Genomic DNA, 23664 nt, shown 5'->3' on the forward strand with positions numbered 1-23664 from the left:
AGGCGCTTGATCGGCGCCGCGCGAGCCCGATCGCCGCAAGGGAGGCCGGGGCGCGGCGCGGGGCTAGGGCACCGTGCCGGATATCGGATCCGGTACGATGCTCTGGGTTCTCGTGCTGCACGGTTTTTTCCGGAAGCCGGTTCCGAGCTGTCGGGCCGATCCCTCAGGGATGCGGGGGGATGGCCCGCCACGCCGAACCGTTCAGGCCGCGGGCTGCGGACGGCGGATCAATCGCGGACGCCAAATCCCGAACACGACGTTGAGGGTCGCCACCGCGAGCAGCACCCAGAGCGTTCCCCGCTCGGAGCCGAGATCCTGGCCCAACGTCGCCGGGTCGATCCGGCCGGCCAAGGCCTCGGCGCTGCGGCGCGCCTCCTCCTGCATCGGCCCCTGCACGCCGACGAAGCCCCATTCGAACATCACCACCCCGGTGGCGAGCTTGGCCCAGGCCCAGCCGGCGCTGTGGAAGGCGCGCTGGGCGATGGAGAGCAGGCCGGCGAGCAGCGTGAGCGCCAGCGAGGGCAGGAACAGCCAGGTCGCCACAGCGCCCATCGCCCCGCGGATCAGGGCGTAGCCTTCCAGGGCCGTCGTCGACGGCGCACGTTCGAGCAGCACGAGCAGGGCGGCCATCGCCCCCATGAGGCCGATCGCCCCCATCGTGTGGAGGAACTTGAGAAGGCGCCGCATCGCGTCCCACCCCCGGCCGACCGGATGGTGACACGAAACCTAGCGGAAACTTTCGACCCACGGGAGTCGGCGTTCCCGCACGTCGCCGTGAGGCGGGCCGCTCAGGCGAAGAGGTCGAGCTGCAGGGCGGCGGCGCGGGCGCGACGGCGCGGACGGGCCGAGGGGGCAGAGGGCGAGGCCGGAACCGGAATCGGCGGCGGGGGGCAATCGGGGAGCGGGACGCCGGGCTTGGCGTAGAGGACCGCACCGACCACGCGGGTTCGGCCCGGATCGAGCAGGACGCAGCAGCGATGCGGCCCGGCGGACAGGATTTCCTGCACCAAGGGCTCGGCGGGGGGCAAAGCGGCGACCGCTTCCAAGAGGCTGGTCAGGCCGGCGGCGGCCATGCCCAGAACGCGGAACTCGAAGGCCTGCCCGCTCCAGGTATGGCGGGCCGATCCGGCGCTGGTGGCGGAGAACGGGTTGCTGCCGAAGAGGGTGGCCGCATCGCTCACGAAGGCGGCGATGACGTCACGCTCCGCCAGAGGGTGGGCGGCGAGGACGAGATCGGCGAGGCGTTGTTTCGAAAGCGTCTGAGAAGCTTGCACGGTGCGAAGACTCGCACGCACCGCGCGCCACGGTCGAGGCGCGTCCTACGGAAGGCTGTGGATGGCGCGTCGGCTCGCACATCGTGTCGGCTATTGATTTCGGCCTGATGCTCTCGGTTCCTGTGCGGCATCGGCTGTGTCCGAAGGCCGGCTCCCACCGGACGGGACGATGCTCTAGCGCACCGAGTTCTCACCGTTGTTGCGCTGGACGCAGCGATAGCCGGCGAAGCAATAGGGCTCGTCGAGGGTCGGCTCGAAAGCCGGCGCGGAGGACACCTCGTTCTGGCAGGCGCCGCTCTCGAAATGTACGGTCTCGTAGGCGGTCGGGCTCGACGCCACCACGACATGGCCCCGATGCGCCACGATCGATCGCAGGGCCCCGCAGGTAAGCCCGGGCGCGAAGGGCCGCTTGGCGAGCGGCGGCACCTCCTGGAACGGTCCGGTCTGCGCGAGGGCGCCGATGGACGGCGTCGCGAAGAGACCCGCGCAGAGGAGAGCGATACGAACCGAGGGCGTCATGGCCGGAGATCCCCGTGAAGGCGCCGATCCTGCGCCGATGATCCGCCCCCTCGCAAGCCGTCGCCCTCCGGCGACGGCTCGGGTCAAGCCGGCCCGCCTTGCCGCCTTCGATCCCCGAGGGGACGCTTGTCGCGCGGGCCCCGTCGTCAGCCGCTCGGCGGCGTATCACCGGGTGGGGTGTGACCGGGCGGCCTGTCACCCGGCACCCGAGCGGGCGGATCGGCCTTGACGCCGGGGCCGCGGGCGGGCCGGGGGAACAGCACCAGGCCGGCGAGCGCGCCGAGAAGGCCGGTCCATCCGATCCGCCGCAGGCTCATCGTGGGGCCCTCCTCGGGCTCAGCGGGGTGCGTAGGTGTGCTCGTCCGCCGGGAAACGGCCCTCGCGGACCTCCTCGGCATAGGCCCTCACGGCACCCTCGATATGGGCCCGTAGCGAGCCGTAGCCCTTGACGAATTTCGGCGCCCGCTCGCTCAGGCCCAGCATGTCCTCCAGCACGAGGATCTGGCCGTCGCAGGCGCTGGTCGCACCGATCCCGATGGTGGCGGCGGTCACCGCCGGATCGGTGGCGATGGCGCGGGCCACCGGCTCGACGATGCCCTCCAGCACGATGGCGAAGGCGCCGGCCTCGCTGATCGCCCGCGCATCCTCCCGCAGCCGCGCCTCGTCGCCCGCGCCGTGGCCCTGGACCTTGAAGCCGCCCATCGTGTTCACGGATTGGGGGGTGAGCCCGATATGCCCCATCACCGGCACGCCGCGCTCTGTCAGGAAAGCGACCGTGTCGGCGAAGCGGGCGCCGCCCTCCAGCTTGATCGCCCCGGCCCCGGTCTCCTTCAGAACGCGGGCGGCGCTGAGGAAGGCCTGCTCCCGGCTCGCCTCGTAGGAGCCGAACGGCATGTCGACGACGACGAGCGCCCGCGACGTGCCGCGCATCACCGCCTGAGCCTGGACGATCATCATCTCGAGGGTCACCGGCAGGGTCGATTCCATGCCGTGCATCACCATGCCGAGCGAGTCGCCCACCAGGATGAAATCGCAATAGGCATCGAGAATGCCCGCCGTGTGGGCGTGGTAGGCGGTCAGCGCGATGATCTTGCGCCCCTCCGCCTTGCGCTTGGCCACGTCGATCGCCCTGAGGCGACGGGACTGGACGTGCTGCGACATGGCTCAACGATCCGAAGGCTGGCGTTCCGAGGGACCGGGCGGACCCGGAACCGTCATGCGGGCCCGCCTATAATCGCGTTCGCGCCGGCCCGCGCCTGCTCATATGGGCAAGGCCCGATCGGATGGGGAGAGTGTGGCCCGGAGGCACCGGCCTCCTGAAGCGGTGGCGTTTGCCGCCCCGCACTGCCCGTTTTCGGGCGTTTCCTCCCTAGACTTCGGTCCGCCTCCGGGCGTGCCGTTTTTCCGCCACATCCTGCCCGCTGTCAACCGCCACGCTCGACCGTAAGGCGCTTGAAATTGCTCGAATTTCGAGCTTTGCCGGAATCTTGACGAAAATGCGGCGCGTCCAGCCGGGATCCGTGACGGTCGCGCTCAGAGCGCCTTCTCGAGAAGCTGCTCGATCCATTCCGGCTGGGTCTCGCCGACGGAGCGGCCGACCTCGGCCTTCCCCTTGTAGACGATGAGCGTGCTCTGCGTCCGGGCCTCGAACCGGCGCACCAGATCGCGCTGGCTGTCGAAGTCGATGGTGAAGACGGCGAGATCCTTGAAGCGCGGCTCGGCGCCGAGCGTCGCCAGGATCGGCTTCTGCGTCCGGCAGATGGGGCACCAGGGCGCCGAGATCTGCACGAGGATCGGTCGCCCTTCCGCCTGCGCCGCCTCGAAGGCCTGCGGGTCGAACGGAACCGGCGCGGCGGCCCGCGCCGGTCCGGCGAGGATCAGGGCCGCGGCGAGGGCGAGGGCGTGGCGGCGGGTCGGCATCGGGAATCCTCGGCCTGCTGTCGAGGGCGGTGCCCTACCCCATTGGGCCGGGTCACGCCTCTCACTTCCTGTTTCGACGCGCTTTCGTCCGACGAACGGGCGTTCCCTTGGTCGAAATGTGCTCTCGAGCATCGTGCCGAATATCGGGTCCGGCACGACGTTCTCGGTGATTGCGTTGCATCGGCTTCTTTCGAAAGCCGGCTCCCACCTTTCGGGCCGACGCTCTAGCGTTCGGGGCTGCCATTGGCCGCGACCCATGGCGGATCGGGCTTGACGGTCGTGGTCTCGTGGTCGTCCTGCCAGCCCTCGACGCCCAGTGGATACCAGTGAACACGGGTATAGCCCGCCGCCACCAGCCGCTTGCCCGCATTCCAGCTGCCCCAGCATTCGGGACGGCAGAAGGTGACGATGGGTTTCGCCTTGTCGCCGCCGGTCAGCGCCGCCACGCGGGCGAGGAACGCGGCCTCCCGGTCGGGGGGAAGCGGCGCCTCGCCCGCCCCCGGCAGCCAGACGGCCTTGGGGATCGAGCGATGGGTCGGAAGCCAGGGCCGGTCGGCGGGAAAACCCGCCGGCCGACGGTCGGCGAGGACGACGTCGATCAGCACGGGCGCTTCGGGCAGGAGCGCCTCCAGGCCCTTGAGATCGATCACCGTCGCACCCTTGAGGGTCGCGGGCGTGTAGCCGTGCGGGGGGCCGGTATAGAGCCCCTCGGGCTCCGGCACGTTCACCGGTGAATCGGCCGGAGCCGCCGCCGCAGCGGTCGCCCCGATCATCAGGCCGAGGGCGAAGAGGACGGCGTTTCCGGCGCGTCTGCGCATGGCGTCAGTTGCTCGCCGAGGGCAGCTCGAATTTGTGCTCCCAGCGTCCACCCTGGTTGTCGGTGGCCGCGACCGTGACCGGGCCCTTGCCATCCGGCTTGATGCCGAAATGGATGACCGGGTTCGAGGCGATGGAGATGTCGCCGTCGAGGTGGAACACGAGTTGGTCGCCGTGGGTCACGTCGAGTTTGTCGACGTAGCGGGCCGGCGTGTAGTCGCGGGTGACCTGATTCATCTGCATCCCCGAGAAATTCGGGTGGCGCACCATCAGCGTCGCCTCGACCGGCTTGCCACCCTGGCCGTCGGAGAATTTCATGCGCATGTCGCCCATGCCCTTCATGGCCTCCTCGTCGCTCATGCCCATGGGGGCCGAGCAGCCGCCGGAGGCCTTCACGAACTTCGCCGTTTCGACGAGCTTGCCGTCCTTGGTCTCAACGACGGCGTGGACATTGGTGTAGTTGTTGACCCGCACCCGCATCTTGATCTCGCCGGGGTCGGCGGCCGGGCCGAAGGTGAAGTGTGCCGCGTAGGGCGACGGGTTGTCGTCGATGATGAAGTAGAGGCCCTTGACGTTGTCCTTGTCGGCGAGCGTCAGGCCGATCGGCACGAGCGAGGCGTCGAGCGCCCGAACCGGCGCGTCGATCTTCACCGCCGCGTCGTTCACCTCGACCGCACGGTCGCCGAAGATCGTCTTCTTGATCTCGGTCCAGCGCGCGGCGCGCTCCTCGTCGGAATCCGTGGCACCGGCCCGAACCGGGACCGGGGCGAGCGCCGCGGCCGAGAGGGTGAGGCTGAGGGCGAGCAGCAGGCGTTTCATGGTCGGTCTCCTTCCCGGATCATCGGTCCGTCGTCACTCCCACTCAAGCTCTTGGTAGGCCTGGGTGACGTTGCGGCCGTTATAGGTGTCGAACAGGGCCCACTTGTCCTTCTCCCCCTGCGCCACCGTCGTCACCGCCGTCTCGATCGGCCGGGACTCGGCCACCGCCGCACGGGTCTCGTCGCGCAGAGTGGTGAGGTAACGCGCGAGATCGGCCAAAGCCGGCGCGAGCTTGACGCGGGTCGGGCCATGACCCGGCACGGCATCGGTGGCACCCATCGCCTTGAGGCGCTCGATCTCGTTGAGCCAGCCGAGGAGGCTGCCGTCGAGCGAGGGGATGCGGCCGACGAACAGGAGATCGGCGGGGAACAGCAGACCGCTGCCGGTGTCGAGCATCGACAGGTCGCAATTGGTATGGGCGGTGCCGTGGGCGGTGAGCCGGAGCGTGCGGTCGCCGAGATCGATCTCGGCGGATTCCTTCACGTCCATGGTCGGGTAGACCACCGAGCCGGCCCTGCCCTCGCCGAGGATCTCGACGAGCCGCCGGCGGTAGAATTCGCCCCGGGCATCGAGCGCGCCGCGGAGATTGCCGTGCCCGACGAAGATCGGGTTGTCGCCCTGGAAGGCGGCGGCACCGAACACGTGATCGGGATGCACGTGGGTCAGCATCACGTACTTGATCGGCTTGTCCGTGCGCTTCCCGATCTCGGCGCGCAGCCACTGCCCATCGGCGAGGCTACCGCCGGATTCCGTGACGAGCACGCCATCGCGCCCGACGATGAAGCCGATATTGGCGATGGCGTCGTTGTTGTCCGGACTCGCCTCGGCATCGGGGCCGCGACGCAGGAAGATGCCGGGGGCGACCTCGTCAAGGGCGAAGGATTCGGCGGCACGGCCGAGCCGCGGCAGGCAGCACAGGCAAAGCCCGCCGAACAGGGCTTGCCGACGCGTTGCGGCGGACGCCGGGATGGCGCCTGCTCGACCGACCCCTCCCTGGCTGGCCCACGCCGCCATACGCCAATTCCTCCCGATTGCTCGGTGATATATTGCCAACCATCTAGTAGGTAGATTTCCGGGGCGTCAAGTGCAAGGATGCCGCCGGAGCAGTTCGGGCCTTCGCGATCGCGTGATCGGCCCCAGATGGACGATGACGGACGGACGATGAGAGACACGCGCGCGTCGCTCCTCAGCGAGGCCGAGATCCTGGTACGCGGACGGGGCTATTCGGGTTTCAGCTACGCCGATCTTGCCGAGGCGGTGGGCATCCGCAAGGCGAGCATTCATCACCATTTCCGCACGAAGGAAGACCTCGCGGGCGCCCTGATCGAGGCCTACGAGGTGCGCTACGACGCGGCCCTGGCCGACATCCTCGGTCAGACCGCGGACGGGGTGGCCCGGATCGAGGCCTATGGCCGGCTCTATCTCGGCGGCGTCGAGCAAGGGCTCGGTTGCCTCTGCGCCGCGCTCGCGGTGGAGCTCGAAACCCTGCCCGACGGGCTGCGGCGGCGGATCGGCACCTTCTTCGACAAGCATATCGCCTGGCTCGCCGGGGTGCTGACGGAGGGCCGGGCCGACGGCAGCATCCGAGCGGAGATCGATCCGCAGGCCCATGCCCGCATGGTGGTGGCGACGCTGGAGGGCGCGCTGTTGCTGGAGCGCTTCCTGGCGGGACCGGAGGGGTTCAGGCAGGCGTTGAAAGCGCTGAGCGCGGGACTGCGGCCGAATAATTGAATTCGTTGCTGTCGCTGAGATCACTGGGCGATCAGGGTATCATTCTCATTGAGAGCCACGACGATCTTGTCCACCCCTGGTGCAGCTAAGAAGCACCACTGGCAGTAGCCCTCAAGAAATCAATGCGTTTCCTGAATGTCAGGAACGGACAGATTGACGTGACTCATTCGCATCGTGTTCGCACCCTCTCGGATCTACATTAGATATTTTCCCGTCCAGCCTGCTCCGAGCAAGCTTTGAAAATCTCTGATATGGGCAAATTCGAGTGGCCGGGTGCTTTCGCCGTATCGTCGAGGCAGGAACGCACCCCGCCTTTGGACGAAGATGGGCTGCTCGACGCGTCCAGCTTTCGCAACAGATCGTCTTTTTCCGTCGGTGATGCGGCTGCCCATGCCTGCATCGTGTCCCCGGTGCTGAGGGCGAAGGCGGGCGTCGCCATCGATGACAGACAGACGGCTCCGACGAGAAGGAAGCGCATTGCGATAACCTCGGGCTGCAATTGAGCTGAAACGGCACGATGGACCGTGAGAAGCGCTGACGGCAGCAAAAGCACCGGGCGCCGCAAAGGTGAAAGCTTCCCGCAACAGTCCGTGCAATGGGAATTAGGCTCCGAAGTGCCGGTGAAACGGCGGACGGCTTGGGGCAAATACGCGCAGCCGGCCTCGCCCCTCGCGGCGTGGTGGCATTCGGCAGATCCGTCGGGCACCGGCCTCGGCGCGCCCCCAGACCCGCTTCGTCGTAAAGTGCGCTCGTGCCGGCCCTCGACCTTCCATCAGGCGCCGCTGATACAATATAACAGCCCGACCGCCCTCACAGCACAAGCGCTCCGATGTCCGACGCCTCTCCCCTCGCCGCCTCGCAGAAGATCCCGGTGACCGTGCTCACCGGCTATCTCGGCGCCGGCAAGACGACGCTGCTCAACCGCATCCTCACCGAGCCGCACGGCAAGCGCTACGCCGTGATCGTCAACGAGTTCGGCGAGATCGGCATCGACAACGACCTCGTCATCGGCGCCGACGAGGAAGTGTTCGAGATGAACAACGGCTGCGTCTGCTGCACCGTGCGGGGCGACCTGATCCGCATCCTCGACGGTCTGGTGAAGCGCCGCGGCAAGTTCGACGCGATCATCGTCGAGACCACGGGCCTCGCCGACCCGGCGCCCGTGGCGCAGACCTTCTTCGTCGATCAGGATGTCGGCGAGGCCGCCCGCCTCGACGCGGTAGTGACCGTCGCCGATGCCAAGTGGCTCTCCGACCGCCTCTCCGACGCGCCGGAGGCCAAGAACCAGATCGCCTTCGCCGACGTGATCCTGCTCAACAAGGCGGATCTCGTCTCGGCGGACGATCTCGACCGCGTCGAGGGCCAGATCCGGGCGATCAATCCCTATGCCCGGCTCCACCGCACCGAGCGCTGCACGATCCCGCTCGACCAAGTGCTGGACCGCAATGCCTTCGACCTGTCGCGCATCCTCGATATCGAGCCCGACTTCCTGGAAGAGGGCCATCACCACCACCACGACGACCAGATGCAATCGGTCTCGGCGAAGATCGACGGCCCCGTCGATCCGGAAAAGTTCATGCCCTGGCTGTCGAACCTGACCCAGGTCCAGGGGGCGGACATCCTGCGCTGCAAGGGCATCGTCGCCTTCCCCGACGAGCCGAAGCGCTTCGTGTTCCAGGGCGTGCACATGATCCTCGACGGGGACGTGCAGGGCGATTGGGGCGCCGACGAGCCGCGCGTCTCGCGCGTCGTCTTCATCGGCCGCAACCTCGACCCGGAGGCGATCCGCCAGGAATTCTACGCCTGCAAGGCCTGAACCGGCCCGGCCGTAGCGGCGCCTCGCGCGCTGGCTACCGCATCCGCAACGCAGAAGGGCCGCCTCCCGGCGGCCCTCTTTCGTGTCGATCGACGGTGCTCGACCGTCAGGGGTTCATCAGCGCGCTGGCCGTCCCGGCCGCCGTCGTGGCGAGACCGAAGGCCAGGACTCCGATCATCGCGTAGGAGAACGCTTTCATCAGCATGGCTTCGGCTCCTGTCTCGACTCGGTCTCGGATCAGCAGCGGTAGCCGCCCGAGGTCTGGCCATACTGCTTGACCGGGAAGTGCTGCTGGTTGGCGTTGCCTTCCGCGGCCGAGCTCTGCGGGCAGCTGGGAGCGGCGTAGGTGGGACCGGCGACGTAGCCGAGCGAACCGGTGGTCTCGACCTCGTACGGTGCGGCGTAGCCGGTGTAGCGACCGCCCCAGTTCTGGGCCATGGCGGAGGAGAGCGGGGCGGCGCCGAGAACGAGGGCAGCGACGGCGGCGGCAATACGGGTCTTCATGGTTTATCAGTCTCCGGTCAGAGGCCGACCCGATCATCCGGGCCGTTTCGTCTTCGATGAACTGAATATGGGAAGCCTGTCGCCGCCACGACGTGTCTCCCCGCACGCGCCGACGCGGATTAAATTTTCCGCCCAGAAGCGATCTTAAAATTTGCGAGAAAGAGCTCGCAGCGCATCACACGCTATTCGCAACGGCGCTCTGGCCTCATCTGCCGAACCGTTTCGGTCCGACGGTGGTCATCAGCGCGCCGCGCTGTCGCGGGCCCATCCGCTCCGTTCGGCAAACCTCAACCTTTCGATGGTCTCCTCTGAACCGACGAGGGGTCGCAATCCCATCGGCCGGCCAGTGGCGGCGCGATGGGTGGTGTGGGCGGCCCTCGCCGGGAGTTGCGTTGGCCTCGATGATCTCCGCAATCGCCCCGAGCCGAGCCGGCCCCACGGCGGCCCCACTGCCGCGCTGGCGCGAGGGGGCCTGGGCCGGGATCCCGGCGATCCGGGTCATCCACGGCTTCGCCGGCGCGCTGCACGCCGCCTTCATCTTCTTCGCCTGCTTCGCCTTCTCGGACGCCTCGCCCTACGACATCATCGCCCTCCCGACGATGCTGCTGTGGCTCGCACTGGGCATCCGGCTGCACCGGGGGGCGCTGCCGCTGGTCTTCCTGCTCGCCCTCTATCTCTCGGCGATCGTCGTGGCGCTCCTGCCCTATGTCAGCGAGCCGCTGCCCCTCACCTGGACGATCCAGCTCGGCTACCTTGTCATCACCGCCGTCTTCTTCGCGATGCTCTATGCCGAGGATACGCGGGCACGGCTCGATCTGGCGCTGAAGGCCTATACGGCGAGCTGCGTCCTCTCGGCGACGCTCGGCATCATCGGCTACCTGCAATTGCTCGGTATTGAGGACCTGTTCTCCCGTTACGGCCGCGCCTCGGGCACCTTCCAGGATCCGAACGTGTTCGGATCCTACCTGATGCTCGGCACACTCAGCCTCACGCACGGCCTGCTGACGGGACGCGGGCGCCGTCCCGTGCTGGCGCTGGCCTGCCTGCTGGTGATCCTGGCCGGCACCTTCCTGTCCTTCTCCCGCGGCTCCTGGGGCGCCACCCTGGTCTCGACGACGCTGATGGCGGGCTTCGTCTTCATGACCAGCGGGTCGCGGGCCCTGCGGCGGCGCATCGTGGTGATCGGTCTCGTCACCGCCGGCCTCGGCGCGGCGGCCTTGGTCGGGCTCCTGTCGATCGACAGCGTCGCCAAGACCTTCGAAACGCGCGCGACCGTCACGCAGGACTACGACGAGGGGGAAACCGGGCGCTTCGGCAATCAGATTCGCGGCATGAACATCCTGCTGGAAGAGCCGCTGGGCCTCGGCCCGCTGCGCTGGCGCCAGATCTTCAGCCTCGAGCCGCACAATTCCTACATCGGCAGCTTCGCCAATGGCGGCTGGCTCGGCGGGGCGGTGTTCATCGTCCTCGTGATCGCGACCAGCGTGGTCGGCTTTCGCCTGATGACGCGGGCCTCGCCCTTCCGGCCCTACGCGCAGATCATCTTTCCGGCCCTGCTGATGTTCTTCGTCCAGGCCATGCAGATCGACGTGGAGAAGTGGCGGCACGTCTACATGATGCTCGGCATGGTCTGGGCGCTGGAAGCCGCCCGGCTGCGCTGGGCGACGGGCTCCCGGCGGGGCCACGACCGGCCTCCGGTACACACGCGGTTGGGACGGGGCGACCGATACGGCGCAGGTTATGATGGTGCGCCGCTGAGCCCCGACGGCGCGGCGAGCCGTAGGAAGTCGTGAGTCCGTGAACACACCGTCGGTAAGCGAGGCCGAGCGCCTCGCGGCCCTGAACGCGCTGCATATCCTCGATACCGATCCGGAGGCGCATTTCGATGCGGTCTGCCGGACGGCACAGCGTCTGTTCGGCGTCGCGACGGCCTATGTCGCGCTGCTCGACGCCGAGCGCCAATGGCTCAAGTCCTGCACCGGCTCCATGGACCTACCGCGCGCGCGGCCTCGCGATGGTTCGATCTGCACGCACACGATCGAGCAGGACGGCGTGCTGGTCATCCCCGACACCCGCCGCGATCCGCGCTTCGCCGATGGCGATCTCGGCGAGGGCGCGTCCCGGATCGTGTTCTACGCGGGCGTGGCCCTCAGCCTGGCCCCCGGCCTGCGTCTCGGCTCGTTCTGCCTCGTCGATCCGAACCCCCGCGCCTTCTCCCCCGAGGACGAGGCGGCCCTGCGCGATCTTGCCGAGACGGTCACCGCCCATCTTCGACTTCACCACAATCACGGCGCTCTCGCTCGCGAAGTGGAATTGCGCCGGCTCCACGAGAGCACGATCCACCGGCAGGGCGCCGAGATCGAGCAGCGGGCGGCGGCCAACTCGCTCCTGAGCATGGCCGAGCAGATGGCCACGGTCGGCCATTGGCGGATGAACTTCGCCGATCCTCAGCCACTCTACTCCGACAGCCTGCTCGGCATCGCCGGGCTCGACCCGGCGGCAGCGCCCGCCGAGCACCCGTCCTTCTCCGACCTCTTCACGCCCGAGGACCAGCCGCCGGTCGAGGCGGCGATGAGAGCCGCGGTCGCGGATGGAGGCGATTTCGAGGTCCAGGCGCGCCTCGTCCGCCCCGATGGCAGCCTGCGCGACGTGATGATTCGCGGGACCTGCAAGCGGGAGGCGGGCCGCACCATCGGGCTGTTCGGCATCCTGATGGACACCACCGACCGATTGCGGATCCAGGCCGAAATCCATCGCAGCGAGTTGCGCTACCGCAGCCTTGCCGACGCCCTGCCGCTGCAGGTCTGGACCCTCGATCCGGCGACCGGGGAGGCCACCTACGCCAACGCCCGCTTCGAGGCCGATTACGGCCCGATCGGCAGCGGGCGAGCGGATCCCGTGGCGCGCGAACATCCCGACGACGCGCCGATCCTCGACGCCGCCTGGCGGAACGCGCGCGCCTCCGGACGGGGTTACGAGGGGCAATGGCGCCTGCGGGCGAAGGACGGATCCTATCGCTGGCACAAGATGTCGATGACCCCGGTCCGGCCTCCCTCCGCCCCGGACGCCGTCATCGAGTGGATCGGCACGGCCCTCGATATCGACGACATCGTCACGGCCCGCCTCGCCGAGGAGGATGCGCGCCGCCTGCTCAGCATCACCCTGGAGGGCGCGGGTGCCGGCACCTTCGACTGGGACATGCGCACCGGGGTGACGACGCTCTCGCCGGAGAGCCTGCGCCTCTACGGATTGCCCGAATCCGGCAAGGCCGAAGGTCTGAGCACGGCCACCTGGACCGCCTGCGTCCACCCGGACGACATCATCGAGACCTGGAACCGCGTCCACCGCGCCATCGACGACCGCGCCCGCTTCAGTGCCGAGTTCCGGGTCGGCCCCCGCTGGATCCATGCCTGCGGCCGGACCCTCTACGACGAGGCCGGCCGCCCCTACCGGATGATCGGGCTGAACCTCGACATCACCGAGCGCAAGGCGGCGGAAGCAGCCCTGCGCGCCGTCACCCACAAGGCCCAGGCCGCCCGGGCGGAGGCCGAGCGGGCGAGCGCGGCCAAGAGCGAGTTCCTCGCGGTGATCAGCCACGAGATCCGCACGCCCCTCAACGGCATCCTCGGCTATACCGACCTGCTGCTGGGACGCCCCGATCACGATCCGGAGGACCGCCGCCACCTGGAGCTGATCCGCGTCTCCGGCGAGGCCCTGCTCACCGTCGTCAACGATGTTCTCGACGTCTCGAAGATCGAGGCCGGGCAGCTCAAGCTCGATCCGATTCCGTTCTCGGTGCGCGCCCTCCTCGACGACGCGGTCGCGATGATGCGCGGGGCGGCCCTCAAGACCGCGCTGACCGTCGAGGCGCGCCTCGATCCGCGCTTGCCCGAGGCGCTTCACGGCGATCCGAACCGGCTGCGGCAGGTGCTGTTCAACCTGCTGAACAACGCGGTCAAATTCACGCCTGCCGGGTCCGTGACCCTCACGGTCCATTACGAGGGGCCGGTGCGCCTGCCCTCGGGCGAGGCGGCGGAGGCGATGCGCTTCGAGGTGACCGACACCGGGATCGGCATCGCGCCCTCCCAACAGGGGCGCCTGTTCAAGCGCTTCAGTCAGGTCGATGGCTCGATCAGCCGGCGCTTCGGCGGATCGGGCCTCGGTCTCGCGATCTGTCGCGACCTCGTCACCCTGATGGGGGGGCGGATCGGCGTCGAGAGCCAGGCCGGCGCCGGCTCGACCTTCTGGTTCACCCTGGCGCTGCCCCGGAGCAAGGCGATCGCTGCGAGCGTGCCGGAGGGCGTCGGGCGCTCCGAACCGTCCAGATCCTCCGCCCGACTCCTGCTCGTCGAAGACGTGCCGATCAATCAGGAGCTGGCGCGGACCGTGCTGGAGGCGCAGGGTTACCGGGTGGACATCGCCAGCGACGGGGCCGAGGCGATCGCCGCCCTGAAGGCCGAGGGCGCCGATCCCTTCGCCCTCGTTCTGATGGATGTGCAGATGCCCGGCATGGACGGGCTCACCGCGACCCGTCGCATCCGCGCCCTGCCCGGCTCCGCCGCGCGGGTGCCGATCGTCGCCATGACGGCCAACGTGCTGTCGCGCCAGGTCGAGGAGCTGATCGCGGCCGGCATGGACGATTACGTCGGCAAGCCGTTCAAGCGCGCGCATCTGCTCGCCACGGTCGAGCGCTGGTGCGACGAGGGCGCCGTCCGCCGCGGACAAAGCGGGATCGCCCCGACGCCCGCCGTGCCCATCCTCGACCACGACACCTACGCCTCGGTGCGGGATATGATGGGCCGGGAACGCATCCTCGCCCTACTGACCCTGCTGGAATCGGAACTCAACCTGCGCTTCTCCGCCGCCACGGCGCGGGAGGCCGACCTCGATCGATCCCAACTCGCCTACGACGCCCATGCCATGGTCGCGGCGGCGGGCGTCCTCGGCTTCGTCGGCCTCTCGGCGCTCTGCCGGGAGATCGAGAATGCCTGCCGCAGCGGCGGCGACGTGCTGCCCCTGATCCACCATTTCGCCGCCCTGCGCCGCGACACGTTGAGCATGATCCAGGAATTGCGGGCGGCGTGAGCACGGGCGCGCAGCGATCCTCCTCTCTCCCGCGGCGCTGGCGTCCCTGATCGGGGCCGGGTTCGGGGGCCTCACCGGTCCAGGGCCGGACCCTGGAGCAAAAAACGCATCGCGCCTACGCAGACGTCGACCCATCGCCGCCTACCCTTGAGATCGGCCCCGCTGTGCGCCACCTGTGAGCGGCCTCGTTCCGATGACGCCTTCCCGCCGAGTCCCCCCTTGCCCCTCTTCGACTACGCCGCCCAGGCGGGTTCCGCGATCAAGGCCTTCGCCGAAGCCTCCAGCGATCTCCTGATCCAGCCGACCCTTCGGCTCGGCGTCACCGGCCTCGCGCGGTCGGGCAAGACGGTGTTCACGACCGCGCTGGTCCACCATCTCGTCGAGGGCCACGCGCTGCCGGCCTTCGAGCCGGCGCAGGGCGGCCGCCTGCGCCGGGCCCGCCTCGTGCCCCAGCCCGACGACGACGTGCCGCGCTTCCCCTTCGAGGAGAATTTCTCCGCACTCACGGAGGCGCGCCGCTGGCCGGGCTCGACCGACCGGATCAGCCAGCTGCGGCTCGCCATCGAGTACGAGCGGGCCGGTGGCTGGCGCACGGGGCCGGGCACCCTGATGCTCGACGTGGTCGATTATCCCGGCGAGTGGCTGCTCGACCTCGCGCTCCTCGACCAGAGCTACGTGGCGTGGTCGCGTGCCACCATCCTCGGCACCCGCCGGACCGGCCGGGCGGCCATCGCCGCGCCCTGGCTCGCCACGATGGCCGAACTCGATCCGGCCGCGCCCCTCGACGAGGTGGTGGCCGAGCGCGCCGCCAACGCCTTCAAGGCCTATCTCTCGGCGCTTCGCGCGGGCGCGGAGGCGGTGGCCACGACGCCGCCGGGACGCTTCCTGATGCCCGGCGATCTGGCCGGCTCGCCGATGCTGACCTTCGCCCCCCTGGACCGGCTCGAGGAGACGCAGAGCCCGGGCAGCCTCGGCGCGCTGATGGAGCGACGCTTCGAGGCCTACAAGGCCAAGGTGGTCGAGCCGTTCTTCCGGGAGCATTTCCAGCGGGTCGATCGCCAGATCGTGCTGGTGGACGTGCTCTCGGCGGTCGATGCCGGGCCGGCCGCCCTCGCCGAACTGGAGGAGGCGCTCGACGCGGTGCTCCTCTCCTTCCGGGTCGGGCGCAACAGCCTCATCACGCGGTTCTTCGCGCCGCGGGCGGACCGCATCCTGTTCGCGGCCACCAAGGCCGACCACCTTCACCAGTCGAGCCATGATCGGCTGGACGCCTTGCTGCGCCTCCTCGTCGCCCGCGCCATGCGCCGGACCGAGGCGGCGGGCGCGCGGGTCGGCACCGTGGCGCTGGCCTCCGTGCGGGCCACCCGGGAGACCACCGTCCACGATGGCGGCGAGGTGCTGCGCGCGGTCTCCGGCACGCCGGAGGCGGGAGAGACGATCGGCGACGATACCTTCGACGGTCTCGCCGAAGCGGCGATCTTTCCCGGCGAACTGCCGAGCGACGCGCAGGCCGTGCTCGACGGGGCGATCCCGCCGGGCTCGTTCCGCTTTCCGCGCTTTCGCCCGCCCCTCGCGCGGCCCGATGCGCTCGGACGGCCCGGCCACCTGCCGCAGATCCGGCTCGACCGGGCGATGCAGTTCCTGCTTGGGGACAAGCTGACGTGACGACACCTTCCGGCCCAAGGCCCCGCGCCTTCCGCATCCCCGCCGCCGAGCCGACGCCCGCAGCCGGGCCGGATTCGCGCCCCGATGCACCGCAGACCGAGACGCGGCAGGCACCGCCCCGACCGGATGTGCGCTTCGTCGATGAGCCCTACGAGATCGTCGATGCCGCCGACGGCGTGCCGGTGCCGGTGGCGACCCGGCGCGGGCCGCCCTGGGTGTCGATCCTTCTCGGGGCGCTCGGCAGCCTCGTCATCATCGCGGTCGGGCTGTCGCTGGAGCGGCTGGTGGCCGACCTGTTCGCCACCGCCCCCTGGCTCGGCTGGGTCGCCCTCGGCCTAGTCGCCCTGGCCGGGTTGGCCCTCGCGGCGATCGTCGGTCGCGAGGCCCTGGGCGTCTGGCGCGAGCGCAAGATCGAGCATCTGCGCGAGCGGGCGCTCGCGGCGATGACGGCGCGCGATCATACCGGCGCGCAGGGCGTGGTGCAGGAATTGCGCGGCCTCTACGCCGATCGCCCGGCCCTGAGCGCGGGCATCAAGCGGCTCGACGCGGTGGGCGACGCGATCCTCGACGTGGACGATCGGTTGGGCCTCGCGGAGGGCGAATTGCTCGCTCCCCTCGACCGGCAGGCCAAGGCCGCCATCGCGCAGGCCGCGAGCCAGGTCTCGGCCGTGACCGCGTTGAGCCCGCGGGCGATCGTGGATGTCGCCTTCGTGGTCTTCTCCGCCGCTCGCCTGTTACGCCGGATCGCCGCGATCTACGGCGGACGTCCGGGACTGCTGGGTTTCCTGCGCCTCGCGCGGGCGGCCTTCGCCCATCTCACCGTCACCGGCGGCATGGCCGTGGGTGAGGGCATGCTGCATCAGGTGCTCGGACTCGGGCTCGCCGCGCGGGTCTCGGCCAAGCTCGGCGAGGGCGTGCTCAACGGCTTGATGACGGCCCGCTTCGGCCTCGCGGCCGTCGCGGTCTGCCGCCCCCTTCCCTTCGTGCGGGCCACCCCGCCCACGGTCAACGACGTGGCGGGCCAACTCTTCCGTGGAAACGGCGAAGAGAAGTGACGGCATGACCCAAAAGGAAAGCCCCCGCACCGCAGGGTGCGAGGGCTGACCGGTCAAACTCTGTCGCGGATGCGGCGGGAAATCAGCAGTCGTTGCCGCCCTTCTCGCCGAGCTTCTGATCGGCGCCCGTCGCGTTCATCGCGCCGACGGTGCCCGGCGAAGCCGGCTGGTTGCCGCCTGCGTTGTTCTTGGCCATGGCGGTCTGCTCCGAGCCCGGCTTGTCGCCCACGCCCTGACCGGCGCCGACATTGTTCATCGCGCCGACGGTGCCCGGCGAGGCCGGCTGCTGGCCGCCAGCGAGGTTCTTCGAGCCGGCATCGGCGCCGTTCGCGGTGCTGCTGTTGGGGGCCGAGGACGAATCGGGCGCCTTGGCGGTGCTGCCGGTGTTGCAGGGAGCGGCGAGAGCGGAACCGGCCATGAAGGCGATGGCGGTGGCGGCGGCAAGGGTCTTCGCGAGCGTCACGATGCTTTCCTCCGGGATTGTCTTACCGGTTCAGCGACCGGTCCGACCGGGGAAAGCGATTAAGGAAAATTAAGTTCCCGAATGCTCCCGATATAAAATTAGTCTTTTCGTGCGAAGCGGCACCCTGAAATCCGATTTCTTCAATGATCATCGTGACTTTGTTCGGATCGTTCACGTCACAACGGTGCGCGGGCACGTGGCAGTCCCAAGCGCTTGGACCTGGTGTGCTCTAGGCCATGAGGTCGGCCAGGCAGCATTGGGAAAGGAAGCAACCCTGCCATCTCAACGGGCCGGCCCGTTCGATGTTTCCGCCTCCGGACCTGCGAATCTCCGCAACCACGCCAGAGGAAGCTCGGCCTTTGCTCTCACGCGCAGGCATCGGCCTTGGCGTCGCGCGGGGCCGATACGTGGTCGAGGGCATCGGCCACCGCCCGCGAGAATTCCGGGGTGCGCAGGTAGCCGTAGGACTTGTGAGGATTGCGGCTCCCCTGCGGACGGCGATAGGCGTTGATGACCGGGCACTCGATGACGCCGACCCCGTCCGGGTTCGGGGCGTAGGCCTCGGCCAGGTCGGTCCCGACGATCGCGATGTCATCGCGGTCGCCGAGATGGGTCCAGCGCGCCGCCGCCGCCGGCACGCGCAGATCACCGTGCTCCGCCGTGATCCGGTGCTTGATCTCGGCGAGCCCCAAGGGCGATCCCATGGTGATGAAATGCGCCACCCGCGGCAGTGGGCCTTGCCGCTCCATCAGCCGCAGCACGTCGTAGGCGATGAGGCCGCCCATCGAGTGGGCCGCCAGCAGAAGCGTCCGCCCCTCGTAGCGTTCGAGCACCGCGCGCAGGCGGTCCCGGGCATCGGCGCGGAAGGCGGCGTCCTTGTAGTAGCCCCACAGATCGTCGAGGCGGTACTCGATGAGGACGTCGTCCACCACGAGGCGGCCGGTCTTCTCCTGCATCCATTCGAGGACTCGGTAGAACCGGTCGGTCAGGGTCGGCCCCGGCGGCTTCCCATTCGGACTCGGGAACGGCCCCCGGCCACGCGCCGGATAATAGGGCTCTCGATTGGACGCGGAGGCGACCGGCGCCTCGTAACGCAGGTCAGCCCAGTACACGAACTCGAAAGGCACATCCGGTGGGGCACGGCCGAGATTGCGCCGCAGCCCTTCCTCGATCGCCTGCCGCCACCACTTCTGCTTCTCCTCGCGGGGCGGCTTGTTGGCCAGCCCGTGGATGCCGATGATGACCGGATCGTCGTGCATCGCAGGGAGTGGGTGAGCCTTCGCGCGTCAGGATCCCGCAGGATAAGCCGATAACGCGCAGGTCGTCACACCGATGCGCGACAAATTGTGCACGATCCGGTTTGGACCGATGCGGCCCCGGCGGGAGGACAGCGCCGGTCATCCCCGCCCGGCATCCAAGACCACGAACCGCGTAGGGCTCGTGATCGATACGAGGCTCAGGACACCGGCACGGACGCGTCCGAGCACCGGGCCCGGCGGAAGCGATCAGGCGCTCATCTTCTCCATCAGCGCCTCGGACAGGGCGAAGTTGACGTAGACGTTCTGCACGTCGTCCTGATCCTCGATCACCTCGACGAGGCGGATCAGCTTCTCGCCGGTCTCGTCGTCGACATCGACGGTGTTCTGCGCCTTCCAGATGAGGCCGGTGCGGCGGGGCTCGCCGAAGCGGGCCTCGAGCGCCTTGGAGACCTCGCCATAGGCATCCTGGGCGCAGGTGACTTCGTGACCGTCTGCATCCGAACGCACATCGTCGGCCCCCGCCTCGATGGCGGCTTCCAGCATCGTGTCGGCATCGGCCACGTCCGGCGCGAAGGCGATCACGCCGACCCGGTCGAACATGAAGGCCACGGCACCGGTCTCGGCGAGGCTGCCGCCGGACTTGGTGAAGGCCGAACGCACGTCGCTGGCGGTGCGGTTGCGGTTGTCGGTCTGCGCCTCGACGATCAGCGCGGCGCCGCCGGGGCCGTAGCCCTCGTAGCGGATCTCCTCGTAGTTCTCGCCCTCGCCCCCGGTCGCCTTCTTGATGGCGCGCTCGATATTGTCCTTGGGCATGTTCTCGGCCCGCGCCGCGAGCACGGCGGCGCGCAGGCGCGGGTTCATGGCCGGATCGGGCGTGCCGAGCTTGGCCGCGACGGTGATTTCACGGGCGAGCTTGCTGAACAGCTTCGAGCGGACCGCGTCGACGCGGCCCTTACGGTGCATGATGTTCTTGAACTGGGAATGGCCGGCCATGGCGTGACCTTTTCTTGTTCGCCCCGGGCGGAGGGCTCCCGTCGGTCGGGATCCTCGACGCCGCGCGGGGGATGTGGCGGTGATGTGTCGGAGGCGCCGCTTATAGGCCGCGCGCCTGCCTCGAATCAACGCATCGGCTTGACGAAGCCCGGTCGGTCGGGCATTCACCCCACGGAATTCGGCCGGGGCTTCCCGGCCTTTTGCGTTTCGCGTCGGCGCCGTCACGGTCGCGAATCGTGTCCGACAACCCGATCTGGAGCGCCAGCCATGGCCAAGGCCGTCACCGTCAAGATTCGCCTCGTCTCGACCGCCGACACGGGCTACTTCTACGTCACCAAGAAGAACTCGCGCACGCAGACCGAGAAGATGGTCATGAAGAAGTATGACCCGGTCGCCCGCAAGCACGTCGAGTTCAAGGAAGCCAAGATCAAGTAAGATTCTCGCTTACGCGATCAGAGCGCTTTTCGGAAAGCCGCCCTGTCATCAGGGCGGCTTTTCGCGTTCTCAGTCGGATCGCCGCAGCCGGAACGATCGGTGGGGATGCGTCTTCTCTCGTGACGCCGCCGGATCGGGAGAGTGCCGTGGACGATGATCGTGTCTGGTCGTTTGAGAAGAGCCTGTGGGAGGGCGGTGCCGACCGCTACCGCGAGCTCGTCGACGACGAATGCCTGATGGCCCTGCCGCATCCGCCCTACGTGCTCGGCGGCGCCCAGGCGATCGAGGCCGTTGCCGATACGCCGCGCTGGACGGATGTCGTCATCGAGGACGGCCGAATCGCCCGTCCGCAGGAAGGCTTGATCGTCATCGCCTACGGCGTGAAGGCCTCCCGCGACGGCGAAACCTACGAGGCGCATTGCACCTCGACCTATCGTCGCCTGTCGCACGAAGAATGGCGCGTGGTGCAACATCAGCAGACGCCACGCCTCGCGATTCCCTCGCAGGAGGGTTGAGCGCGGCCGTCCATCACGCCCGCGCAAGCGAACGGCCCCAGGGCTCGCCGGCAGGAACCTGTGCCGGCCACCCTGATTGCCCTCCTCGTCGACGTGACGATCACGTCCGCCGGCACCGCACGTGAGCGGGTCGGCGACGCGTCTCCGTTCGAGACCAGCCTCGGCGCGGGCCTGCTCGCCGCCGGGATTGCGTCGCTTCCGCGCGCAACGCCGTTCGGCCCCCGCCGCGATTGACCGGCCTCGAAGACTGCCCCAAGCGGGCGCCGACGCCGGAATCGGGAGCGACCGACCGGTCCCGGCCCGTTCCTGTGACACGACGCCCGACGCAGCCGGCTACGGAGATGGTCGGGCTGTCATCGAATCGTCGCGGATGGGCCGGAAAGGCAGGGTCAGACCCCTGCGAGGAGAGCACGGTCCATGGATTTTCACCGCCGTTTCACCGTGCTGATGTGCACGCCCCACTTCGAAGCCGGCGATCTCGAAGGCGCGCGGGTCGATCAGATCGTGGCGGCGGTCGAGCAGCGCGGCTTCGAGGTGGTGCGGGCGCGGCGGGTCGAGGACGCGGCCATCGCCGTCCAGACCGATTCCGCGGTCGGCTGCCTCGTGGTCGATTGGGGCAAGCGTGGCCTCGAGGGCAAGGCCGCCGCCCTCATCGACATGATGCGCAAGCGCGGCCTGGAGATGCCGATCGTCATCATGGTCCGCCGCAAGCGGCTGGAGGACATCCCGGTCGAGCTGCTCGACTTCATCGACGGCTATATCTTCCTGGCGGAAGAGACTCCCGAATTCATCGCCCGCGGCCTGGTTTCCCGCGTGACGCAATACGCCGACACGCTGAAGACCCCGTTCTTCGGCGCGCTGGTCGATTATGCCGAGGAGGGAAACCAGCTCTGGACCTGCCCCGGCCATAACGGCGGCATCTTTTACAATCGCTCCCCCATCGGCCGCATCTTCGTGGAGCATCTAGGAGAAGCGATTTTCCGCGATGATCTGGACAACTCCGTCCTCGATCTCGGCGATCTGTTGACCCACGAGGGCCCGGCGCTGAAGGCGCAGAAGGAGGCCGCCCAGATCTTCGGGGCGGAAAAGACCTACTTCGTCCTCAACGGCACCTCGGCCTCGAACAAGGTCGTGCTGGGTTCGCTGGTGGCCGAGGACGACCTCGTCCTGTTCGACCGCAACAACCACAAGGCCGCCCATCACGGCGCCCTGCTGCTCGCCGGCGGCATCCCGATTTTTCTGGAAACGGACCGGAATGCCTACGGACTGATCGGCCCGATCTACCACGAGGCCTTGGACGAGGACCGGATCCGCGAAAAGATCCGCACCAACCCGCTGGTGAAGGACAAGGAGGCGTGGCGGAAGGAGCGCCCGTTCCGCTGCGCCGTCATCGAGCAATGCACCTATGACGGCACGATCTACGACGCCCAGGCGCTCGTGGAGCGGATCGGCCACCTGTGCGACTACATCCTCTTCGACGAAGCCTGGGCGGGCTTCATGAAGTTCCACCCGCTCTATGCCCGCCGCTTCGCCATGGGCCTGACCGGGCTCGACGAGACCTCGCCGGGCATCATCGCCACGCAATCGACCCACAAGCAGCTGGCGAGCTTCTCCCAGGCCTCGCAGATCCATACCCGCGACGGCCATATCCGCGGCCAAACCCGCCGCGTCGAGCACAAGCGCCTCAACGAGAGCTTCCTCGTCCACGCCTCGACCTCGCCGTTCTATCCGATCTTCGCCTCGCTCGATGTCGGCGCGCAGATGATGAAGGGCCGCTCCGGCGTCGTCCTGTGGGACGACACGATCCGGCTCGGCATCGAGTGGCGCAAGAAGGCGCGGGCCATCCGCAAGGAGTTCGAGGAGCGCGAGGCCGATCCGAAGCGGCGCTGGTTCTTCGACCCCTTCGTGCCCGATGTCGTGACCGGCCCCGACGGCACCGTGACGCCCTGGGAATCGGTCCCGACCGATCTCCTCGCGGCGGATGCCCACTACTGGGAGCTGACGCCGGGCGCGGCGTGGCACGGCTTCACCCATGTCGGCCCCCTGGGGCGGGACGGCGCGGCGCCGGGCTTCGCCATCACCGATCCGAACAAGCTGACGGTGCTGACCCCGGGCTTCGACCGGAAGACCGGCGCCTACGCCGATCACGGCGTGCCCGCGCCGATCGTGGCGCAATACCTGCGTGAGAACCGGATCGTACCGGAGAAGAACGATCTGAACTCGCTGCTCTTCCTGCTGACGCCGGGCGTCGAATCCTCGAAGGCCGGCACGCTGATCTCGGGGCTCGTCGCCTTCAAGCGATTCCACGACGACAACGTGCTCCTCGAGGAGGCCATGCCGGAATTCGTGCGGGCGCGGCCCAAGCGCTATCGCGGCGTGCGCCTGCGTGACCTCTGCGCCGATTATCACGCCTTCCACCGGGAATCGGGCACCTCCGCGCTCCAGCGCAAGCAGTTCATGCCCGAGCACCTGCCCGAGATGGTGATGCCGCCGAAGGCCGCCGCGCAGATGCTGACCCGCAACAAGGTCGATTACGTGCCGATCGCGGAGGCCGAGGGGCGGATCGCCACCACTCTGATGCTGGTCTATCCCCCCGGCATCGGCACGGTGTTGCCGGGCGAGCGCCTGGACGCGCGGGCCAAGCCCATGCTCGACTATTTCAAGATGTTCGAGGCGGCCTCCAACCTGTTCCCCGGCTTCGAGGCCGAGATCCAGGGGGTCTACCGCGAGGTCGATCCGGATGGGCGCATCCGCTTCCACACCTACGTTCTGCGCGAGGGGGCCTGATGGCCGAA

At 68.7% G+C, this 23664-nt stretch carries 24 protein-coding genes; 10 read left to right on the forward strand and 14 right to left on the reverse strand.

Annotated elements, in window-relative coordinates:
* Positions 1 to 201: 201 nt before the first annotated feature.
* From MFF26_RS10230 to MFF26_RS10270, 9 genes are all read right to left on the reverse strand, one after another.
* Positions 202 to 687, reverse strand: a complete 486-nt coding sequence (locus MFF26_RS10230; RefSeq protein WP_137831809.1) for a hypothetical protein — start codon at positions 685 to 687, stop codon at positions 202 to 204.
* Positions 688 to 788: 101 nt separating this feature from the next.
* The gene (locus MFF26_RS10235; protein ID WP_238307935.1) at positions 789 to 1274 is read right to left on the reverse strand and encodes a hypothetical protein; all 486 of its coding nucleotides are present in this window, start codon (positions 1272 to 1274) and stop codon (positions 789 to 791) included.
* 174 nt (positions 1275 to 1448) lie between these two features.
* On the reverse strand, positions 1449 to 1793 hold the full coding sequence (locus MFF26_RS10240; RefSeq protein ID WP_210236216.1) for a hypothetical protein: 345 nt from the start codon (positions 1791 to 1793) through the stop codon (positions 1449 to 1451).
* A 146-nt stretch (positions 1794 to 1939) separates the two neighbouring features.
* Entirely contained in the window at positions 1940 to 2110 is a 171-nt protein-coding gene (locus MFF26_RS10245; protein WP_171015523.1) for a hypothetical protein, read from the reverse strand.
* 19 nt (positions 2111 to 2129) lie between these two features.
* Positions 2130 to 2954 carry a 3-methyl-2-oxobutanoate hydroxymethyltransferase gene (gene panB / locus MFF26_RS10250; RefSeq protein ID WP_137830584.1) on the reverse strand — a complete coding sequence of 275 codons (825 nt, stop codon included), beginning with the start codon at positions 2952 to 2954 and terminating at the stop codon, positions 2130 to 2132.
* A 372-nt stretch (positions 2955 to 3326) separates the two neighbouring features.
* Positions 3327 to 3713, reverse strand: coding sequence for a thioredoxin family protein (locus MFF26_RS10255; protein WP_137830583.1), 387 nt, complete (start codon positions 3711 to 3713; stop codon positions 3327 to 3329).
* Positions 3714 to 3937: 224 nt separating this feature from the next.
* On the reverse strand, positions 3938 to 4531 hold the full coding sequence (locus MFF26_RS10260) for a rhodanese-like domain-containing protein (protein ID WP_137830582.1): 594 nt from the start codon (positions 4529 to 4531) through the stop codon (positions 3938 to 3940).
* A gap of 4 nt (positions 4532 to 4535) precedes the next feature.
* The gene (locus MFF26_RS10265) at positions 4536 to 5348 is read right to left on the reverse strand and encodes a quinoprotein dehydrogenase-associated SoxYZ-like carrier (protein WP_137830581.1); all 813 of its coding nucleotides are present in this window, start codon (positions 5346 to 5348) and stop codon (positions 4536 to 4538) included.
* Positions 5349 to 5381: 33 nt separating this feature from the next.
* Positions 5382 to 6362, reverse strand: coding sequence for a quinoprotein relay system zinc metallohydrolase 2 (locus MFF26_RS10270; RefSeq protein WP_238307936.1), 981 nt, complete (start codon positions 6360 to 6362; stop codon positions 5382 to 5384).
* 147 nt (positions 6363 to 6509) lie between these two features.
* Here MFF26_RS10270 and MFF26_RS10275 point away from each other — a divergent pair, with 147 nt between their 5' ends.
* The gene (locus MFF26_RS10275) at positions 6510 to 7079 is read left to right on the forward strand and encodes a TetR/AcrR family transcriptional regulator (RefSeq protein ID WP_137830579.1); all 570 of its coding nucleotides are present in this window, start codon (positions 6510 to 6512) and stop codon (positions 7077 to 7079) included.
* Positions 7080 to 7278: 199 nt separating this feature from the next.
* Here MFF26_RS10275 and MFF26_RS10280 read toward each other — a convergent pair whose 3' ends face one another.
* Positions 7279 to 7557 carry a hypothetical protein gene (locus MFF26_RS10280; RefSeq protein ID WP_137830578.1) on the reverse strand — a complete coding sequence of 93 codons (279 nt, stop codon included), beginning with the start codon at positions 7555 to 7557 and terminating at the stop codon, positions 7279 to 7281.
* Positions 7558 to 7908: 351 nt separating this feature from the next.
* Between MFF26_RS10280 and MFF26_RS10285 the strand changes: the two genes are divergently transcribed.
* Complete coding sequence (locus MFF26_RS10285) at positions 7909 to 8895, forward strand: CobW family GTP-binding protein (RefSeq protein WP_137830577.1); 987 nt, start codon at positions 7909 to 7911, stop codon at positions 8893 to 8895.
* A 237-nt stretch (positions 8896 to 9132) separates the two neighbouring features.
* Here the strand turns inward: MFF26_RS10285 and MFF26_RS10290 are convergent, their stop codons facing one another.
* Positions 9133 to 9399: a hypothetical protein gene (locus MFF26_RS10290; protein WP_137830576.1), complete on the reverse strand. Its 267-nt coding sequence runs from the start codon at positions 9397 to 9399 to the stop codon at positions 9133 to 9135.
* A 401-nt stretch (positions 9400 to 9800) separates the two neighbouring features.
* Here MFF26_RS10290 and MFF26_RS10295 point away from each other — a divergent pair, with 401 nt between their 5' ends.
* The 4 genes from MFF26_RS10295 (at position 9801) to MFF26_RS10310 (ending at position 17204) form a co-directional block, all read left to right on the forward strand.
* Positions 9801 to 11192, forward strand: coding sequence for an O-antigen ligase family protein (locus tag MFF26_RS10295; RefSeq protein WP_238307937.1), 1392 nt, complete (start codon positions 9801 to 9803; stop codon positions 11190 to 11192).
* A 4-nt stretch (positions 11193 to 11196) separates the two neighbouring features.
* Positions 11197 to 14484: an ATP-binding protein gene (locus MFF26_RS10300; protein ID WP_238307938.1), complete on the forward strand. Its 3288-nt coding sequence runs from the start codon at positions 11197 to 11199 to the stop codon at positions 14482 to 14484.
* Between the two features lie 219 nt (positions 14485 to 14703).
* Positions 14704 to 16149 carry a YcjX family GTP-binding protein gene (locus MFF26_RS10305; protein ID WP_137830574.1) on the forward strand — a complete coding sequence of 482 codons (1446 nt, stop codon included), beginning with the start codon at positions 14704 to 14706 and terminating at the stop codon, positions 16147 to 16149.
* Entirely contained in the window at positions 16146 to 17204 is a 1059-nt protein-coding gene (locus tag MFF26_RS10310; RefSeq protein ID WP_137830573.1) for a YcjF family protein, read from the forward strand. The genes MFF26_RS10305 and MFF26_RS10310 overlap by 4 nt, the downstream gene beginning before the upstream one ends.
* A gap of 82 nt (positions 17205 to 17286) precedes the next feature.
* On the opposite strand, the gene MFF26_RS10315 is transcribed toward MFF26_RS10310, so the two are convergent.
* From MFF26_RS10315 to MFF26_RS10325, 3 genes are all read right to left on the reverse strand, one after another.
* Positions 17287 to 17667, reverse strand: a complete 381-nt coding sequence (locus tag MFF26_RS10315; protein ID WP_137830572.1) for an exopolysaccharide production protein YjbE — start codon at positions 17665 to 17667, stop codon at positions 17287 to 17289.
* A gap of 365 nt (positions 17668 to 18032) precedes the next feature.
* Complete coding sequence (locus MFF26_RS10320; protein ID WP_137830571.1) at positions 18033 to 18926, reverse strand: hypothetical protein; 894 nt, start codon at positions 18924 to 18926, stop codon at positions 18033 to 18035.
* A gap of 246 nt (positions 18927 to 19172) precedes the next feature.
* Positions 19173 to 19919, reverse strand: a complete 747-nt coding sequence (locus tag MFF26_RS10325) for a YebC/PmpR family DNA-binding transcriptional regulator (protein WP_137830570.1) — start codon at positions 19917 to 19919, stop codon at positions 19173 to 19175.
* A gap of 267 nt (positions 19920 to 20186) precedes the next feature.
* On the opposite strand from MFF26_RS10325, the gene rpmG reads away from it, so the two are divergent.
* The 4 genes from rpmG (at position 20187) to MFF26_RS10345 (ending at position 23656) form a co-directional block, all read left to right on the forward strand.
* Entirely contained in the window at positions 20187 to 20354 is a 168-nt protein-coding gene (gene rpmG / locus MFF26_RS10330) for a 50S ribosomal protein L33 (protein ID WP_003602581.1), read from the forward strand.
* A gap of 146 nt (positions 20355 to 20500) precedes the next feature.
* Entirely contained in the window at positions 20501 to 20869 is a 369-nt protein-coding gene (locus MFF26_RS10335; RefSeq protein WP_137830569.1) for a DUF4440 domain-containing protein, read from the forward strand.
* 60 nt (positions 20870 to 20929) lie between these two features.
* Complete coding sequence (locus tag MFF26_RS10340; RefSeq protein ID WP_171015522.1) at positions 20930 to 21103, forward strand: hypothetical protein; 174 nt, start codon at positions 20930 to 20932, stop codon at positions 21101 to 21103.
* A 183-nt stretch (positions 21104 to 21286) separates the two neighbouring features.
* Complete coding sequence (locus MFF26_RS10345; protein WP_137830568.1) at positions 21287 to 23656, forward strand: Orn/Lys/Arg family decarboxylase; 2370 nt, start codon at positions 21287 to 21289, stop codon at positions 23654 to 23656.
* The last annotated feature ends 8 nt before the right edge of the window (positions 23657 to 23664 follow it).

It is taken from the genome of Methylorubrum suomiense (assembly GCF_022179765.1).
In the GTDB taxonomy this organism is placed as follows: domain Bacteria; phylum Pseudomonadota; class Alphaproteobacteria; order Rhizobiales; family Beijerinckiaceae; genus Methylobacterium; species Methylobacterium suomiense.